Annotated in this window: 16 protein-coding genes and 1 tRNA gene; 13 read left to right on the forward strand and 4 right to left on the reverse strand. The window is 70.6% G+C overall.

All coding sequences use genetic code 11. The features are described from left to right. Positions 1-49: 49 nt before the first annotated feature. Together BMY89_RS17910 and BMY89_RS17915 are read right to left on the reverse strand one after the other, a co-directional pair. Positions 50-1,099, reverse strand: a complete 1,050-nt coding sequence (locus tag BMY89_RS17910) for an NAD-dependent epimerase/dehydratase family protein (protein WP_092381131.1) — start codon at positions 1,097-1,099, stop codon at positions 50-52. A gap of 197 nt (positions 1,100-1,296) precedes the next feature. Continuing rightward, positions 1,297-1,782, reverse strand: coding sequence for an anthrone oxygenase family protein (locus BMY89_RS17915; protein ID WP_092381132.1), 486 nt, complete (start codon positions 1,780-1,782; stop codon positions 1,297-1,299). Between the two features lie 150 nt (positions 1,783-1,932). Between BMY89_RS17915 and BMY89_RS17920 the strand changes: the two genes are divergently transcribed. The 3 genes from BMY89_RS17920 to BMY89_RS17930 all read left to right on the forward strand — a co-directional run bounded on the left by BMY89_RS17920 (position 1,933) and on the right by BMY89_RS17930 (position 2,770). After that, positions 1,933-2,004 (forward strand) — tRNA-Lys (locus BMY89_RS17920). A 113-nt stretch (positions 2,005-2,117) separates the two neighbouring features. Then, the gene (locus BMY89_RS17925; RefSeq protein WP_092381133.1) at positions 2,118-2,372 is read left to right on the forward strand and encodes a FitA-like ribbon-helix-helix domain-containing protein; all 255 of its coding nucleotides are present in this window, start codon (positions 2,118-2,120) and stop codon (positions 2,370-2,372) included. After that, on the forward strand, positions 2,354-2,770 hold the full coding sequence (locus BMY89_RS17930) for a type II toxin-antitoxin system VapC family toxin (protein WP_092381134.1): 417 nt from the start codon (positions 2,354-2,356) through the stop codon (positions 2,768-2,770). The genes BMY89_RS17925 and BMY89_RS17930 overlap by 19 nt, the downstream gene beginning before the upstream one ends. A 200-nt stretch (positions 2,771-2,970) precedes the next feature. Here the strand turns inward: BMY89_RS17930 and BMY89_RS17935 are convergent, their stop codons facing one another. Both BMY89_RS17935 and BMY89_RS17940 read right to left on the reverse strand, forming a co-directional pair. Next, on the reverse strand, positions 2,971-3,345 hold the full coding sequence (locus tag BMY89_RS17935) for a type II toxin-antitoxin system VapC family toxin (protein WP_092381135.1): 375 nt from the start codon (positions 3,343-3,345) through the stop codon (positions 2,971-2,973). After that, positions 3,342-3,596, reverse strand: coding sequence for a type II toxin-antitoxin system Phd/YefM family antitoxin (locus BMY89_RS17940; RefSeq protein WP_092381136.1), 255 nt, complete (start codon positions 3,594-3,596; stop codon positions 3,342-3,344). The genes BMY89_RS17935 and BMY89_RS17940 overlap by 4 nt, the downstream gene beginning before the upstream one ends. Before the next feature lie 203 nt (positions 3,597-3,799). Between BMY89_RS17940 and BMY89_RS17945 the strand changes: the two genes are divergently transcribed. The 10 genes from BMY89_RS17945 to BMY89_RS17995 all read left to right on the forward strand — a co-directional run bounded on the left by BMY89_RS17945 (position 3,800) and on the right by BMY89_RS17995 (position 16,348). Then, the gene (locus BMY89_RS17945; protein WP_092381137.1) at positions 3,800-5,158 is read left to right on the forward strand and encodes a DUF2786 domain-containing protein; all 1,359 of its coding nucleotides are present in this window, start codon (positions 3,800-3,802) and stop codon (positions 5,156-5,158) included. A gap of 163 nt (positions 5,159-5,321) precedes the next feature. Continuing rightward, entirely contained in the window at positions 5,322-5,696 is a 375-nt protein-coding gene (locus tag BMY89_RS17950; protein WP_092381138.1) for a YciI family protein, read from the forward strand. Positions 5,697-6,331: 635 nt separating this feature from the next. Further along, on the forward strand, positions 6,332-8,284 hold the full coding sequence (locus BMY89_RS17960) for a hypothetical protein (protein ID WP_139217965.1): 1,953 nt from the start codon (positions 6,332-6,334) through the stop codon (positions 8,282-8,284). Between the two features lie 330 nt (positions 8,285-8,614). Next, positions 8,615-9,808: a cytochrome P450 gene (locus BMY89_RS17965; RefSeq protein WP_139217966.1), complete on the forward strand. Its 1,194-nt coding sequence runs from the start codon at positions 8,615-8,617 to the stop codon at positions 9,806-9,808. A gap of 5 nt (positions 9,809-9,813) precedes the next feature. Continuing rightward, complete coding sequence (locus BMY89_RS17970; RefSeq protein ID WP_232521397.1) at positions 9,814-10,032, forward strand: ferredoxin; 219 nt, start codon at positions 9,814-9,816, stop codon at positions 10,030-10,032. Next, entirely contained in the window at positions 10,029-11,798 is a 1,770-nt protein-coding gene (locus BMY89_RS17975) for a fatty acyl-AMP ligase (protein WP_139217967.1), read from the forward strand. The genes BMY89_RS17970 and BMY89_RS17975 overlap by 4 nt, the downstream gene beginning before the upstream one ends. Further along, entirely contained in the window at positions 11,795-13,408 is a 1,614-nt protein-coding gene (locus tag BMY89_RS17980) for an acyl-CoA dehydrogenase family protein (protein WP_092381143.1), read from the forward strand. Before BMY89_RS17975 ends, BMY89_RS17980 begins: the two co-directional genes overlap by 4 nt. Beyond that, positions 13,405-15,093, forward strand: coding sequence for an acyl-CoA dehydrogenase family protein (locus tag BMY89_RS17985; RefSeq protein ID WP_092381144.1), 1,689 nt, complete (start codon positions 13,405-13,407; stop codon positions 15,091-15,093). The genes BMY89_RS17980 and BMY89_RS17985 overlap by 4 nt, the downstream gene beginning before the upstream one ends. 47 nt (positions 15,094-15,140) lie before the next feature. After that, positions 15,141-15,419, forward strand: a complete 279-nt coding sequence (locus BMY89_RS17990) for an acyl carrier protein (protein WP_175510380.1) — start codon at positions 15,141-15,143, stop codon at positions 15,417-15,419. Further along, entirely contained in the window at positions 15,416-16,348 is a 933-nt protein-coding gene (locus BMY89_RS17995) for a ketoacyl-ACP synthase III family protein (RefSeq protein WP_092381146.1), read from the forward strand. Before BMY89_RS17990 ends, BMY89_RS17995 begins: the two co-directional genes overlap by 4 nt.

Here is a 16,348-nt window from a genome sequence, read left to right on the forward strand (position 1 = left end):
GCGTTTCCCGACCGAAAGCTCTTGGTCAACTGTGCCTGCGGTACCGAGTTCAGTTGGGGTTGCTCACGCCGGCGGGAAGGGTGGGCGCGGCGGACATGGGTGGGCTGGGAGTGTGGGCACGCTCGGCCATTCCGCCGAAGAGTTCCCGTAGCGCGGTGACCGAGTCGACGCGCGGCCGCCAGCCCAGCTCGGTGGCGGCCCGTTCGCTGGACATCAGCGGCGCGTTCAGCGCCAGCTCCACCCATCCGGCGTCGACCGGTTGCAGCCGGGCCCGCCAGCTGAGCGCCGCGGCGGCACGCAGCACCGGGGCGGCCACCGGCACCGTCCAGCCATGGAAGTGCCGAGCCACCAGCTCCGGGGTCAGCACCGGGTCCGCGGCGAGGTTGAAGGCGCCGCGGGCATCACCCAGGATCGCCCGGGCGTACGCGTCGGCCACGTCATCGGCGTGCACCGCCTGCATCCGCAGCCGCCGGTTCGCCGGCACCAACGGCAGCCGGCCGAAACGCAGCAGCCGCACCGGTGCCAGCGGCCCCAGAAAATAGCGGGTGATCTCGGTGCCCGCGTCCCGCTGGAAGATCAGCCCTGGGCGCATCCGCACCAGCCGCAACGCCGGGTGGCTGCGCTCGATCCCGTCGAGGGTCTCCTCCACCGCCGCCTTGTGCTGGCTGTACGACGACCCGGGCACCCCGGTCGCCGGCCAGCTCTCGCTGATCGGCATGTCCTTCGGGCCGGGCGCGTACGTGCCGACCGACGAGGCGTACACCAGCGCGGGCACCCGGGCCCGCAGCACCGCGTCGATCACCGCCCGACTGCCGCCCACGTTGGTACGGCGCAGCACCCGCTGGTCGTGGCTGGGCTGGATCTGCCAGGCCAGGTGCACCACCGCGGCCGCTCCGGCGAAGATCTCGACGAGTTGGTCCACCGCCCCGGCCAGACCGATGTCGCAGGAGTGCCACCGCACCCCGTCGTACGGCTCGCCGGCCCCCGCGTCCGGCAGCCGCCGCGCCACCCCGACGATCTGGACGTCGCGCTCGCGCCGCAACCGGCGCAGCAGCGCCGTACCGACGTTCCCGCTCGCCCCCACCACCACGATCCGCATGCCCGGTCCGTACCCGGTCAGCCGCTTTCCAAGCGTGCCCACCGAACGCTGCCCACGACGGAGCGTGGCGGCAGGCGGCGCGACCCCTGATCCGGGCGGCGGGCGGCGGGCGGCGGGCGGCGGGCGGCGGGCGGCGGGGCCTACCGGACGGCGGGCGGCGGGCGGCGGACGGCGCGGGCCTACCGGGCGGCGCGGGCCTACCGGGCGAGCAGTGCGCCGATCAGGCAGGCGAAGGCGGCGATCGAGCTGGCCGTCCGGACCAGGTTCCAACGCACCCAGGGCACCTCGAACCCCAGCCGCACCGCCGCCAGATCGGTGATCTCGTCGACCGGCCCGACGGCGTCCAACTGATTGTTGAGCGGCACGTTGCACCGTCCAGTCACACCGAGGGTGACGAGGTGGCCGACCAGCGCGGCGACGAGCCAGCCGAGCACCGCGCCACCGGTCCCGACGTACCCGGCGACAGCCACCGCGACCAACAACGGCCCGCCGAGAAACGCCGACAGGAACCAGCCGTTGATGATCTTTCGGTTGATCGACTGCATGGTGCCGACAAGGGTCCGATCGTCGGTCGCGGCCAGACCCGGCATAACCGAGCAGGCGTACGCGAAGAACAGCCCCGCCACCAGCCCGGTGGCCAGGGTGCCCCCGGCCAGGACGGCGAGGCGAATCGTCTCCGACATGCGGGACCTCCAGGGGTGGTGACGGCTCAGCCGATCCTGCCAGCCAAGGTCCACTCCCCTCGACCCCGTTACGCTGGCCAGAGCGGTGCATCGATGGCGAACCGGAAGCCGCGAACCCGCTCCCGGCAGTGTCCGGTAACCTGAGCGCGCGGGCCGCTAGCTCAATGGCAGAGCTGTGGACTTTTAATCCATAGGTTCAGGGTTCGAGTCCCTGGCGGCCCACGGACTTCCCTGACCTGCGGTTCTTGGTCGTGCCGCAGTCGGCATGCGAACCGGTTGATCGAAGCTTCGAGTCTTTCCTGGCGAGCGAGTGATGCTGCATGCATAATGAATGCATGGTTGCTCTCCAGATTCGGGACGTGCCGGAAGAAGTACGAGACGCCCTGGCGGCGCAGGCCAAGGCGCGAGGGCAGTCACTCCAGGCGTACCTGCTGGATCTGGTGGAGACGCAGGCTCGGCGGCTGCGCAACACGGCGGCCCTTGATCGCTTCGCCGGCCGATCGGACGGTGCTCGCTCCCTGCCGGGGGAGAGTGCGGCCGAGTTGAATGACCAGCGAGAGCAGCGCGGGCCATGGGGAAGCGCCGCATGATCGTCGTGGATGCGTCGGTTCTGGCCGATGCCCTGGTCGACGACGGGCCGGTCGGCGACGCGGCGCGGGCGGAGCTGACCGGAGATCCGCACTGGGCCGCACCGAGCCATCTTCTGGTCGAGGTCATGTCGGTGATCAGAGGCAAGGTTCTCGGTGGGAATCTGGGCCTTGCCCGGGCTCAGGAGGCGATCGACACCCTGCCCTCGTTGGTCATCGATGAGGTTGACATCGCTATGCTGCTCGACCGGATGTGGCAGTTGCGGGGCAATGTCACGGCGTACGACGCGGCTTACGTCGCGGCGGCGGAGTTGTTGTCCTGCCCACTCGTGACCGGTGATGGTCGGCTCGCCAAGGCCGGCGGCGTCCGCTGCGAGTTCCGACTGCTCGCGGTGTCCTGATGGTGGCCGCCCGCGGATCATCGGCCTGACGCCCATGGGCCGGCCAACCTGAGTGGAAGCGGATCACCGGCGATCGTCGCGGGGTGGTTCGCATCGTGGTACCTCCGGCCCACCACGGAAACTCCCACTCCGTGCAGTTCGGCCAGGGACGCAACGCATGCCTGCGGACGGGTTCTCGGGCGCGCCGCGAACTCGTCCGATCACACCTTGAGGACGTCCACGTCGTACAGCGCTATCGAGGCGTCGCGGGTGGCCAGGGTCAGATTCTCGGTGATCGCCTGTGCCACGAGCATGCGGTCGAAGGGATCGCGGTGGTGGGGTGGCAGGCGGCTGGCGGCGATGGCGTGAGCATGGGTCACGGGGAGTTCACGGAAGCCCATGTCCCTTACCCGCTCGGGAAGATCAGGGGGCCCGGCAAGCTTCCCCACGCTCTGTTTGATGGTGATTTCCCACAAACTGACCGGCGAGAGAAAGATGTCTGGCTCGTGGCGTAGCTGCTCGAGAAACTCGGCGCCGAGGGTCGCATCGCCGGTGATGGCCCAGAGCGCGACGTGGGTGTCCAGCAGTAGGGTCATCCGCCGATGCCGAAGTCAGCGGCGATCTCGGCGTTGGTCTGGGCGGAATCCCAGTCGCCTGAGAGGTCCAGCTTCCCGGCGAGGGAGCCGACTGCGGTCCGGTTGACCCGCCGTACAAGCGGCACCACTTTCGCCACCGGGGTGCCCGCCCGGTCGATGATGATCTCTTCCCCCCGTTCCACCCGTTCGATGATGCGCGACAGGTGGGTCTTGGCGTCATGCATGTTGTAGTGCACGGCTTCAGCCGACATCACTCGACCTCCTCGCTTAGCTAACAGCTTAGCCAACTCGACCCGGTGTCGTCACCGACGCACCGATTGAGCTGGGCGAACTCACGTGAACTGGGAAGGGACGGTGGCAGCGGGTTGCCGACGAATTGATCAATGCCCGGCTCGCCCGCCTCCGCCGGCCGGACGAAGCGGCTTGGTAGCGTCGTCGGGTCGCGAGGAGGCCAATGGGCAAGAACAGCCGTGAGCGCCCCAAAGCCAAGCGGAAGGCCGCCGAGGCGGCGCAGCGTCGGCGGGCCGGCGGTACCGCTGGCTATGACGAGCCGCTGGGCTTGTTCGGCGCGCCTCGTACGCGGTCCCAGAGTCAGCTCGCCGAGCAGATCATCGATCAGGCGGTGCACGCCCAGCACTGCGAAGCAACCGCCGAGCTGGACCGCTGCCGCGCTCTGCTGACTGCCGGTCCCGGCGGAACTTCCGGTATCCAGATCGTCAACCGGGTCCTGCTGGCCTGTCTGCTCCGCGAGGTCGAGCACGCGTGGCGGCGCGGTTGGCAGCCGACCGAGCTGGTACGGGTGGCCCGCCGTGAGTACAGCCCGCGACACGGTCGACTCGTGGTCGACGTTATCGCGGCGCAGATGCGCAGCTATTCCACCGCGACCGTCGATCCTCGGTGGCAGTCACAGTTGGGTGCGCTCGATGTGCGGGTGTGGTGGGAGCATGATGATCACTATGTGACGGTCTGGGGCGAGCGGCAGGACCTCGACCGTACCGGGGTGATCGCCGTCATCGTCGAGGTGCTTCATCTGCTCGTGACGCTACCGCCGATCGAGCGGGTCGGTCCGATGCCCGGTACCGCCAGGGCCGCCGCCGTGGCACCGCCGGCCGACCTCGATCAGCGGATGCTCGATCGGGTTCGGGCGCTACTGGCGAAGGCGGAGTCCACCGATTTCCCGGAGGAGGCCGACGCGTTCACGGCGAAGGCACAGGAGCTGATGGCTCGGCACCGCATCGATCACGCCCTGCTCGCCGCGAAGACGGGCGAGCGTGACAAGCCGGTCACCCGCAGGGTGGGCATCGACAACCCGTACGAGGCGCCGAAGACTCTGCTGCTGCAGGTCGTCGCGGAGGCCAACAGTTGCCGAGCGGTTTGGACGAAGCGGTTCGGTTTCACCACCATCGTCGGCTTCCCGGCCGATCTGGAGTCAACCGAACTGCTGTTCACGTCGCTGCTTGTCCAGGCGACGCGGGCGATGACGCAGGCCAAGCCGAGCACTGACAGGTACGGACGTAACACGACCCGCTCGTTCCGGCAGTCATTCCTGACCGCGTACGCGTCGCGGATCGGTGAACGGCTCGACGCCGCCACCGAGGGGGTCGACCGGGAAATGAACGCGTCGGCGGACGCCGCCCAACTACTGCCGGTCCTCGCTGCGCGCGGCGATGCGGTGCGCGATGTCTTCGAGAAGCAGTTCCCCGAACTGACACAGCAGTCGACGACCATCAGCAACCGGGCAGGCTGGGCATCGGGCCGGGCCGCCGCCGACCGGGCTTCGCTGCACGGGCGGCAGGCGGTTGCACCCGATTGATCGACTGCTGTGCTGGATCGGAACGTGGCGGTTCCCGAACCGTCCAGGTCAGCTGCTGGTACTGGGAAAGTTTCTGCTGGCATAGCGTCGGATCCGGGGCGAGTCGTTCGTAGCACAGGCGAGGGGCGGCTGGACGAGGCCGCCGGGACAAGGGAGTCATGGGATGACGCGGTACCTGATCTCGTTCAACGACGGCGCCATGGACCACATCCCCGACGACGACTGGCCCGACGTGGGCAAGGCCGCGCACGCGGTGATCGAGGAGGCCGTGCACGCCGGCGTCTTCGTGTTCGGCGCTGGACTCGAACGCCAGAAGGCCAGCGTCGTGGCCACGGACGGGATGGTCACCGATGGCCCTTACCCGGAAACCAAGGAGGTCATCGGCGGGTTCACGGTCGTCGACGTGGCCACGCGCGAGGAGGCCCTGACGTGGGCCGCCAAGATTGCCGTCGCCTGCCGCTGTGCGCAGGAGGTCCGGGAGCTTCTGCCCGACCCCGAAACAGACGCGATGCTCCGCCGGGCTGACGGGCAGGGGTGACATCCCGACGGCGTCTGCGCTCGGCGGGCGGCTGGTGGTTCGCTCGGCCGCGTCGGTCAGGGTGAAGCCGATCGTGTACTCGCCGACCGCCAGGCCGTACCAGCCCAGGTAGAGGTGGTCGGTGAGGGTGGCGGTGCGTGCCACCGCGCTGCCGAGGACCGTCGTCGAGGCGGCCAGGGCAAGCGTCAACGTCCCGCGGAAGAACCCACGGGCGAGAGTTCGGGACATGCAGGGATTGATGTCACTGCCGGCGCTTCCGGATGGCCCGGGTGAGCAAGGTCGGACAGAGCGGCACAGGCGGGGCGAGCCGCGCGGAACCGGCGCTGCCGTGGACGACCTCGCTCATGGATATGACCCGATCACCCGTGACGGTGATCCGCCTGCCGGACAGCGACGGAACCGTTCCGCCTTGCCCGGGCTGCCTGGCGTCTGTCAATATCGTCCGCCACGGGTGATCATCGCCCGGTCGGTACATGGGGGACAGCATGCGCATCGACTCGCGCTCAGTTCGACGGATCGTGGCGCTGCTGACGGTGACAGCACTCGGCGGCGCTGGGGGCGCGGTACCAGCGGCCACACCGGCCTTGGCGGCCAGCGCCACGCTGCAATCCGAGCAGAGCGTACGGCCGCCAGCGGTGAGCTCGTCCGCGTATCCGGCGTACCCCAACTCGCCCAACCTCGACTACACCGTCGGCGTGACAGGCACGTTCCAGTTCCTCTCGTACCGCACCGACACGGTTGCATTCGCCTGGCGGCTCGGCGATGACGGACCTTTCGGCACCGCCCCGGCCGCCGATCGCCAAGGGAGCGCGTCGATCACCCCGGATCGTGCCGGGATGCAGACGCTGTACGTCCGAGACGTGACCGCCGACGGGTCGCGACTGACCGAGACGGCCTACGCATTCAATGTGGACGACGGTCCACGGCTCGTCGATCCAGGCGAGTACGGCACGGAGTTGGTGGTCGGGGAGTCGCGGACGGTACGCCTGAAGCCGGGGGCGCGGGATGTCGTGTCCTACACCTACCGACTGCGCGACTGGCGGGGAACGACGCACGGCACGGGCACCGTGGCCGCGCGCCCGGACGGGACCGCGGACCTCACCTGGACGGCTACCCACTACGAGATCGACAACCTCACGGTCCAGAGCGTAAGCGCCGACGGTACGGTCTCCGCGACGCGTTACGTCAGCTACAGCGTCGACGGCGCGACGCCGACCGTGTCGCGCATCCCGGGCGTGGGCTGGGTGGAACCCACCTCGTTCACCGCCCGCACGCGAATGGCGGACCCCGTCGAGTACGTGGTCACCGTCAACTCCGACGAGGCCAGCCGGCAAACCCTGACGCCTGCGGCCGACGGCAGCGCCACCTTCCAACTCCTGCCCACCGTCAAGGGCACCCACTACATCTATGTCTTCGCCCGCGACGCCGCCGGTGTGCAGACGGATACCGCCGTCATCCTCTGGTCCGTGTCCAACCGCCCCCCGGTCACCTCGACCGCGTTCCCGGCGAACGGCATCGGCCGGGTATGGCCGGGCTCCTTCACCTTCACCGCCGGCATGCCCGGTACGACCGAGTTCCGTTACCGGCTCAACGGCGGTCCGGTGACCCCCCTCCCCGCCGGCCCGGACGGTAAGGCGACACTGGCCTGGACGCCGCCGGCGGTCGGCGGGTACGAGTTGCTCGTCTGGAGCGCGACGGCCACGGGCAGCACCTCCTCGGTCACCGAGCACCGATTTCAGATCGAGCACCGCCCGGTCTATCTCGACCAGGTGAGCCCGCGCTCGGTGACCACCGGCGAGGTGCACATGCTGGAGCTGACGGGCTTCGACCTGCAGAAGCAGGACGTCGTCGAGGTCACCCCGGCCGGCGGTGAACCGGTGCGGGCGCAGGTCCACCAGGTGACCGGGGACCGCGTGCGGATGCTGGCCTTCGTCGACCTCGCCGGCGCTGCCATCGGCCCCGCAACGGTGACGCTGACACCGCACGATGAACTCGGGTACTCGGTGAAGATGCCCGTCACGCTGCAGATCGTTGCACCGCCTGCGCCGAAGGCCACGAAGCTGCCGGCGATCACCGGGACGGTCGCCGTCGGCAGCGTAGTGAAGGCCGGCACCGGGACCTGGACTCCCGACGCAACGTCGTACAAGTACCAGTGGGCTGCGAACGGGACCGCGATCAAGGGTGCCACCGGTGCGTCGCTCACCATCCCGGCCGCCCTGCTCGGCAAGAAGCTCACGGTCACCGTGACCGCGATCCGGCCCGGTCACCCGAACGGCAAGGCCAGTTCGAAGGCGACAGTCGCGATCGCCAAGGGCAAGGCGCCCAAGGCGACGAAGAAGCCGACGATCAGTGGCACCGCGAAGGTGGGCCGGACGGTCAAGGCCCTGGTTGGCACCTGGTCACCGAAGGCCGATTCCTACCGGTACGAGTGGCGACTGAACGGAAAGGTCATCAAGGGGGCGACCGGCAAGACGCTGAAGCTGAAGTCGTCGATGCGGGACAAGAAGCTCACCGTCACCGTGATCGCCCGCAGGTCGGGTCATCTGGACGGCAAAGCGACCAGCAAGGTGGTCACCGTCCGCCGCTGACACTCCAGACGGCCCGGAACGACTGAGTCACCTGCCAGACCGGTCGGCCCGGGCCGGCCAGGGCCCGGACTTCTGCGGTTCGCGCACGTACGGAACGTCTCCGCCACCGCCCCGAGGTCACGCATCACTCGACCTTGGCGGCGGCGGTGCCTGCTGTCGGCGGCGCTGCGCCCGGCGTACCCGCCGACGCTGACCGAACGGCCCATACCCGGTCGGGCATACCCGGTCGGGCGCTCCTTCCGCCGCCCACCGGTCCCTTATGGAAGCCCTCTCACCTGCGCAGACTCGTCATCGAGACGTCAGCCCAGGCGCGAGAGAGGGGCGGTACCGGTGAGTGGAACCGTGACCACGGAGCACATCGAGCAGCTGCCCGAACTCCCGATGGAACGGAAGTGCCCGTACCACCCGCCGGCGGGTTACCGGGACCTCCGCGAGCGGGGGGCGGTCACCCGGGCGTCGCTCTACGACGGCACGCCGGTGTGGGTCGTCTCCGGATACTCGGCGGTCCGGACTATCCTGGCCAGCCCGCACACCACGGTGGACGTGCGGCACCCGAACATGCCGATCCCGGTGCCGGGTATGGCGAGCCTGCGGCAGAGCGGTTCGCCGACCATCGAGGCGTTGCTGCGTACCGACCCGCCGGAGCACTCGCGGCAGCGGCGGGCGGTGCTGTCCAGCCTGACCTACAAGAAGATCAGTGCGCTGGAGCCGGAGATCACCCGGCGCACCGACGTCTACCTGGATCGGATGCTGGCGACCTCCCCGCCGGTCGACCTGCTCGACGTGTTCGCCAAGCCGTTGGTCGCGGAGATCCTGGGCCGGCTGCTCGGCGTTCCGGAGGCCGACATCGAGCACTTCCAGACGCTGACCTACAAGCGGTTCAACCCGATCCGGTCGATGACCGGATATCTGATCCATCTGCTCACCGACGGCCGCGACGAGCTGCGTGAGGGCCAGCTGCGGGAGTTGGCCGGGCGGGTCGCCGAGGGCGAGCTGTCCACCGAGGAGGCGGCGAGCCTGGGCCTCGCCCTGGTCCTCGCCGGGCAGGACATCACCGTCAACACGCTGGGCCTGAGCGTGCTCACGCTGCTCGACGAGGGTACCCAGCTCGACCTGCTCCGGGCCGAGCCGGAGCGCTGGCCGGACGCGGTCGAGGAGCTGCTGCGCTACCTGTCGCTCACCGGCGGCACGGTACGCGTCGCGACCGCCGACCTTGAGGTGGACGGCCAACTGATCCGGGCCGGCGAGGGGATGGTCCTGCTGATCCCGGCGGCCAACCGGGACGCCGATCGGTTCGAGCGTCCCGACGAGCTCGACGTGCGGCGGTCCTCGCGCGGCCACCTGACCTTCGGTTTCGGCATCCATCAGTGCATCGGCCAGCATCTGGGCCGGCTGGAGTTGACCATCGCGCTGCGCGCTCTCTTCGAGCGGATCCCCGGGCTGCGCCTGGCCGTGCCGGTCGAGCAGGTCCCGGTCAAGCAGGGCGTGGTGTTCGGGCTCGGCCGGCTGCCGGTGCGGTGGTGAGCCCGATGACCATCCGGCTCACCGTCGAACCGGACCGCTGCCTCGGCGCCGGGCACTGCGTACGGCTCGTACCGGAGGTGTTCGACGAGGACGACCACGGAACGGTCGTACTGCTGGTGGGCGAGCCGGATTCCGATCGGCTTCCGGCCGTCCGGGAAGCCGCGCAGCTCTGCCCCAACCGGGCGATCTCGATTCAGACGACACAGCAGGAGCGTGAACGGTGACCAGCTTCAGGGCCCGAATGGAGATCAACGCCGAGCGGTTCGGCGAGCGGACCGCGTTCACCTACGCGGCCGACCCGCTGCTCGACGGCACACCCCTCAGCTACTCCTACGCGGAGATCCACGACGCCGCCCGCCGGGTCGGCGCGCTGCTACAGGGCCGGCTCGACGCCGGCGACCGGGCGATGCTGCTCTATCCGCCCGGCCCGCAGCTCGCCCTGGCCATCCTCGGCTGCCTCTACTCCGGGGTGATCCCGATCGTGGTGCCGATGCCGGACGGGCAGCAGCGCCGCAGCCAGCGGTTGATCGCCATCGTCCGCAACGCCCGGGCGGCGGCCCTGCTCACCGAGGCGAACGTGGCCGGCGACGTCGCGGCGTGGGCGGCTGCCGCCGGCGTGGCCGACCTGCCGTGCCTGGTGACCGACGCGATCGACATGCCCGGCGCGGAGCAACTCCGCGAGCTACCCGAGGATCCCGGCCGGATCGCCTTCCTGCAGTACACGTCGGGCTCCACCAGTCAGCCACGTGGAGTCGTGGTGACCCACGCCAACCTGGCCGACAACGCCGGCGTCTACCAGCGCATCCTCGACATGCCGTCGGATGCCCGGTTCGGCGGCTGGCTGCCGATGCACCACGACTTCGGCCTGATCGGGCTCCTCCTCTCCCCCTTGTTCGTCGGCAGCAGCACCGTGCACATGCCGGCGTCGGTCTTCCTGCGCCACCCGCAGAGCTGGCTGTTCCTGATCGACCGCTTCGACGTGCACGCCTCCCCGGCGCCCAACTTCGCCTTCGAGATGTGTCTGCGCCGGATCCCGGAGGAGAAGCTGGCCGGTCTGGACCTGTCCCGCTGGCGTCTGGCGATCAACGGTGCCGAGCCGATCCAGGCGAGCACGCTGACCCGCTTCCGCGACCGGTTCGCGCCCTACGGCCTGCGCCCGACGACGATCGGACCCGGTTACGGGTTGGCCGAGGCGACCCTCGCGGTGTCCTGCGCGGGCCAGCACCGGCTGCCCCGGATCACCCGGGTCGACGCGGAGCGTCTGGGCCGCGGCGAGCTGCGGCCGGTGCCGGCGGAGACCGACGGCGGCACCCGTGACCTGGTCGGCTGCGGCGGGGTCTCCGAGATGGACATCCGGATCGTCGATCCGCGCAGCCGCGCGCTGCTCCCCGACGGCGAGGTGGGCGAGATCTGGTTGCGCGGCCCCAGCATCGCGCGTGGCTACTGGGAGAACCCCGACGCCACGGCCGCGGTCTTCGACGCGGAGACCGCGTGCGGCGAGCGCGGCTTCCTGCGCACCGGCGATCTCGGGGTACGCCTCGACGACGAGCTCTACATCACCGGACGGATCAAGGAACTTCTGATCATCCGCGGGCGCAACCTCTACCCGCAGGATCTGGAGGCCGAGGCACGGTCGGTGCACCCGGCCCTGGCGCTCGGCGTCGGTGCCGCGTTCAGCGTGCCGGTACCGGAGGAGCAGGTCGTGCTGGTGCACGAGGTGCGGGCCGGGAAGGCGACGCCGGCGGAGCTGGCCGAGATCACGGCGGTCGTTCGCCGCCAGTTGTCCCGCGAGTTCGGGGTGGAGGCGAGCGTGGTGCTGGTCCGCCCCGGCGCGGTGCAGCGCACCACGAGCGGCAAGATCCAGCGGGTCGCGATCCGGGAGTCCTTCCAGGACGGTTCGCTCGCCGCGACGTACGCCGATCTCACCTCCGAGGTCCGGGCCCACCTTGCCGGACGGGACCAGCGCGAGCTGGCCGGAGCAGCCCGATGACCGCCGTCACCGCCTCGTCGGCGGACCTGCTGGACGCCGCCCTGGCCGCGGCCGAGCCGTTGCGCGCGGACCGGGTCGCCGAGCTGGACAGGACGGAGACCTTTCCCGCCGAGGCCTGCCGGATCCTGGACGAGCTGGGGGTGCCCGACTGGTATGTGCCGGCCCGCTTCGGCGGCGTGCTCAAGGACCATTCGCAGCTCGTCGAGGTGGTCCGCACGATCGCCCGGCACGACCTCACCGTGGCGATCGCGCACGCCAAGACGTACCTCGGCGCGGTCTGCGTCTGGGTGGCCGGCGACCCGGAACGGGCCGAGCTGCTCGGTGCCCGGATCCGGGCCGGCGCGGTGGTCTCCTGGGCGCTGACCGAGCGCGGGCACGGCAGTGACCTGCTGGCCGGCGAGCTGACCGCCACGCCCTGCGCCGGCGGGTACCGGTTGGACGGCGCGAAGTGGCCGATCAACAACGCCACCCGGGCGGAGTCGGTCTGCGTGCTCGCCCGCACCTCGGCCGACGCCGGGGCGCGCGGCTACAGCCTGTTCCTGGTCGACAAGGACCAGCTCGCGGCGGGCAGCTACCAGCCGCTACCGAAGGTGCGTACGCACGGCATCCGAGGGGCGGACATCAGCGGCATCGCCTTCGACGGCGCGGTGGCGCCGGCCGAGGCGCTGATCGGGCGGCCGGGCGAGGGCCTGGAGATCGTGCTCAAGGCGCTCCAGCTGACCCGGGTGATGGCCGCCGGGCTCTCGCTCGGTGCGGCCGACCACGCGCTGCGGCTGACCGTTCGGTACGTCCGGGAGCGCGAGCTCTACGGTCGTCGGCTGATCGAGCTGCCGCACGTACGCCGCAGTCTCGGGGAGATCGTCACCGCCGTGCTGGTCGCGGAGTCCGTGGTGATGTTCGCCGGGCGGGCCTCCGGCACGCTCACCGGCGAGATGAGCGTCTACTCGGCGGTCGCCAAGGCGCTGGCGCCGACCCTGATCGACGAGGCGATCGCGCGCTGCGGCGAACTGCTCGGTGCCCGGGCCTTCCTCAGCACCGTCTACGAGCACGGCGCCTTCCAGAAACTGGAGCGCGACCACCGCATCGTCGGCATCTTCGACGGCAGTACCTTCGTCAACCGGCATTCGCTGATCAACCAGTTCCCCCGGCTGGTGGCCGGCTGGCGTGAGCGCACCCGGGACGACGCCGGCCTGCGCGCCGCCACCGACCCCTACGGCGAGCCGGCCGAGCCGGGACGGCTGGAGCTGTTTTCCCGCACCGGGTGCAGCCTCGTGCAGAGCCTGCCCTCCCTGGTGGACCGGGTCCGCGCCGACGCGCCGGAGTCCGTGGTGCGGCTCGCGGAGCACCTGCTGGCGCGGTGCGAGCGGCTGCACGACGAGATGGCCGACCTGCCACCGCAGGGTGTGGCGGCCACCGCAGCGGCATTCGACCTGGCGCACCGGTACGAGCTGTGCGTGGCCGCCGCCGCGGTGCTCTCCCGCTGGTCCACCGAACCCACCCGGCCGGAGCTTGCCGCCGCGTTGACCCTGCTCGCCGACCGCCTCGGCGACCACCGGCCCGACCTGGCCGTCTTCGACCGGTTGACCGACGACCTCAAGGAGCTGTCATGACGGCCCCCGCGCGCCTGGACGACCTGGAACGCCTGCTCGGCGACCCGGCCGACGACGGCAACCCGATCGGCAACACCGCGGTGCTGGCGGCCGACGAGCGGGACGAGATGTTCGCCGCCGGCGAGCGCGTCCTCGACGAGTACTGCCTCAACGCCGAGTTCGTGCCGCGCCGCTACGGCGGCCGGCTGGCCGGCGCGGACGACCTGATCCAGGTGCTGCGCACGGTCTTCCGGCGGGATCCGGCGCTGGGGCTCGGCTACGGCGTCAGCTCGTTCATCTCGTCGGTCAACGTGTGGGCGTCCGGCTCACCGGAGCAGGCCCGCTGGGTCGCCGGGACGCTGCTGTCCAACCAGAAGATCGCCTCGGCGTACCACGAGCTCGCGCACGGCAACGACTTCTCCCGTGCTGAGTTCGCGGCGCGTCCGCAGGCGCAGGGTGGCTGGCGGCTGACCGGACGCAAGGAGGTGGTCACCAACGTCAAACGGGCTCGCGGGCTGGTGCTGCTGGCGCGTACCGACGAACGGGCGGGCAGCCGCAGCCACTCGCAGATCCTGGTGGACAAGCAGGCGGTGCCGGCCCGGGCGATACGCGACCTGACCCGCTATCCGAGCGTGGGCATGCGCGGCGTGCAGCTGGGCGGCATCGAGTTCACCGACTGCCCGGTGGGCGACGAGGCGGTGGTCGGCCGGCCCGGTCAGGGCATCGAGACCGCGCTGCGCTCGTTCCAGCTCACCCGGACCGCGATCCCCACGATGCTCGCCGGTGTGCTGGACTCCGGCCTGCGGCTCACCCTGGACTTCGCGGCCGGCCGGCGGCTCTACGGACGCTCGGTCGCCGACCAGCCCGAGGTACGCCGGCTGCTCGTGGACGCGTACCTCGACCTGCTGATCTGCGACAGCCTCGGCCTCGTGGTGTCCCGCGCGCTGCACCTGCTGCCCGGCCAGACCAGCATGTACGCCTCCGCCGTGAAGTACCTGGTCGCGAAGCGCCTGATGGACGCCATGCACCAGCTCTCCCTGGTGCTCGGCGCACACTTCTACCTCCGCGAGGGCCGGTACGGCATCTTCCAGAAGCTTCTGCGGGACCTGGCTCCGGCGGGGTTCGGGCACGCCGCCCGGGTCGCCTGCCTGGGCACCATGCTTCCCCAGGTGCCGCTGATGGCACGACGCGGCTGGGTGAACCCGGACCCGGCCGGTCCGGACCTGTTCCGGATCGGCGAGGAGCTGCCGGAGCTGCCCTTCGACCGGCTGCGGGTCTCGGCGGGCGGACTCGACGGCCTGGTCGGCTCGCTGACCGCAGCCGCCGACCAGATCGTCGGCGACTCACCGGAGCAGCGGCGACTGCGCCTGCTCGCCGGGCAGTTCCGTGCCGAACTCGGCGACCTGGCCGAGGCGGGGGCCGCGCTGCACCCCGGCGACCTGGGCGTCGACGCCCGCGTCGAGGTGCTCGGTCTGCCCGCCCGGTACGCCACCGTGCTCGCGGCCTCGGCCTGCCTGAACGTCTGGCTGGTCCGGGGGGACGGACCGGCCTGGGTGGTCGCGGCGCTGGACCGGCTCGCCCGCAGCATCGGACGTCCCGGCGCTGACCGCGGCGACCGCTACCGCGAACCCCTCTACCAGGAACTGGCCGCCCGGCACGCCGACCGGCGCAGCTTCGACCTGTCCCGTCGGGTGCTGCCGGGATGACCCGGGAGCCGACGAAGACCGGAAACCATCCGAGAAAGGAAACCGACATGGCATCGAACGCCGAGGGTCCGGCCGACCTGCGCGCCTGGTTGACCGGCTGCGTCGCGCAGTACCTCCGCCGCCCGGAGACCGAGATCGACCCCACCGTCCGCCTCGCCGACTACGGCCTGGACTCGGTCTACGCGCTCGCCCTGTGCGGCGATATCGAGACGCACCTGGACATGCGGCTCAGCGAGACGCTGGTCTGGGACTACCCGACCGTCGACGAGCTCGCCGCGCACCTGGAGGAGCTGGTCGCCGCGCAGCAGCCCGCGGGTGCGCGGTGACGACCATCGAGGCGGTCTCCGCCTATCTGCCGCCGACGGTCGTACCGATCGAGGAGATCGGCGAGCGGCTGGCGATGGACCCCAAGCAGGTGCGTACGTTCCGGCGCTTCTACGGCCTCTCCGAGGTCCGGTACGAGCCGGAGGGCGATCTCGCCCAGTTGATGCTCAACGCCGCCGGCAAGCTCACCTCGCTGATCGGCCGGGAGAGCCAGGTCAGGTACGTGCTCCAGGCGCGCACCCTGCAGACCGTGGCGCCGTACCCGGAGAACCCGCTGCACGAGGTGCGCCAGGCGCTCGGCCTGGAGCACGCGGTCACCTTCGCGGTCACCCAGCACGCCTGCGCCTCGGGTCTGCTGGCCGTGCATCTCGCCGGTGAGCTGCTCGCCGCGGACGGCGACCCGGACGCCCTGGCCCTGGTGTTCGCCGGGGAGAAGGCGTTCACGCCGACCGCACAGCTCATCCCGAACACCACGTTCATGGGCGAGGGCTCGGCCGCCGTGCTGGTCGGTACGGGCAGCGGGCACGATCGGCTGCTGGGCTACGCCACCCGCACGTACGGGCAGTTCAACGCGGGTCTGCGGATGACCGCCGAGCGGGCCGCCGAGTTCGAGACGATCTACCAGGACGGCCTGGCGGAGGTGGTCCTGGCGGCGGTCCAACGCGCCGGCGTCGACCTCGCCGACGTGCACCTGATCCTGCCGCACAACGTGAACCGGCTCTCCTGGGTGCGGCTGTGCAAGCAGCTCGGCTACCCGGTGGACCGGGTGCTGCTGGACAACATCGCGGTGACCGGTCACTGCTTCTGCGCCGACTCCTTCATCAACTACCAGACCGCGTTGGAGTTGGAGCGGCTCGCGCCGGGCGACCGCTACCTGATGGTCGCCGTCGGGCTCGGCGCGACCTTCTCCGCCATGGTCTTCGAGCACTAG

The organism is Micromonospora phaseoli (assembly GCF_900109115.1).
GTDB classification, from domain to species: domain Bacteria; phylum Actinomycetota; class Actinomycetes; order Mycobacteriales; family Micromonosporaceae; genus Micromonospora; species Micromonospora phaseoli.

What these genes read in the sequence shown, in the direction of transcription:
- BMY89_RS17970 (WP_232521397.1), top strand. Translation starts at nt 9,814, where the DNA reads ATGACCATCCGGCTCACCGTCGAACCGGACCGCTGCCTCGGCGCCGGG.
- BMY89_RS17990 (WP_175510380.1), top strand. Translation starts at nt 15,141, where the DNA reads ATGGCATCGAACGCCGAGGGTCCGGCCGACCTGCGCGCCTGGTTGACC.
- BMY89_RS17915 (WP_092381132.1), bottom strand. Translation starts at nt 1,782, where the DNA reads ATGTCGGAGACGATTCGCCTCGCCGTCCTGGCCGGGGGCACCCTGGCC.
- BMY89_RS17950 (WP_092381138.1), top strand. Translation starts at nt 5,322, where the DNA reads ATGACGCGGTACCTGATCTCGTTCAACGACGGCGCCATGGACCACATC.
- BMY89_RS17945 (WP_092381137.1), top strand. Translation starts at nt 3,800, where the DNA reads ATGGGCAAGAACAGCCGTGAGCGCCCCAAAGCCAAGCGGAAGGCCGCC.
- BMY89_RS17930 (WP_092381134.1), top strand. Translation starts at nt 2,354, where the DNA reads ATGGGGAAGCGCCGCATGATCGTCGTGGATGCGTCGGTTCTGGCCGAT.
- BMY89_RS17980 (WP_092381143.1), top strand. Translation starts at nt 11,795, where the DNA reads ATGACCGCCGTCACCGCCTCGTCGGCGGACCTGCTGGACGCCGCCCTG.
- BMY89_RS17940 (WP_092381136.1), bottom strand. Translation starts at nt 3,596, where the DNA reads ATGTCGGCTGAAGCCGTGCACTACAACATGCATGACGCCAAGACCCAC.
- BMY89_RS17935 (WP_092381135.1), bottom strand. Translation starts at nt 3,345, where the DNA reads ATGACCCTACTGCTGGACACCCACGTCGCGCTCTGGGCCATCACCGGC.
- BMY89_RS17985 (WP_092381144.1), top strand. Translation starts at nt 13,405, where the DNA reads ATGACGGCCCCCGCGCGCCTGGACGACCTGGAACGCCTGCTCGGCGAC.
- BMY89_RS17910 (WP_092381131.1), bottom strand. Translation starts at nt 1,099, where the DNA reads ATGCGGATCGTGGTGGTGGGGGCGAGCGGGAACGTCGGTACGGCGCTG.
- BMY89_RS17925 (WP_092381133.1), top strand. Translation starts at nt 2,118, where the DNA reads ATGGTTGCTCTCCAGATTCGGGACGTGCCGGAAGAAGTACGAGACGCC.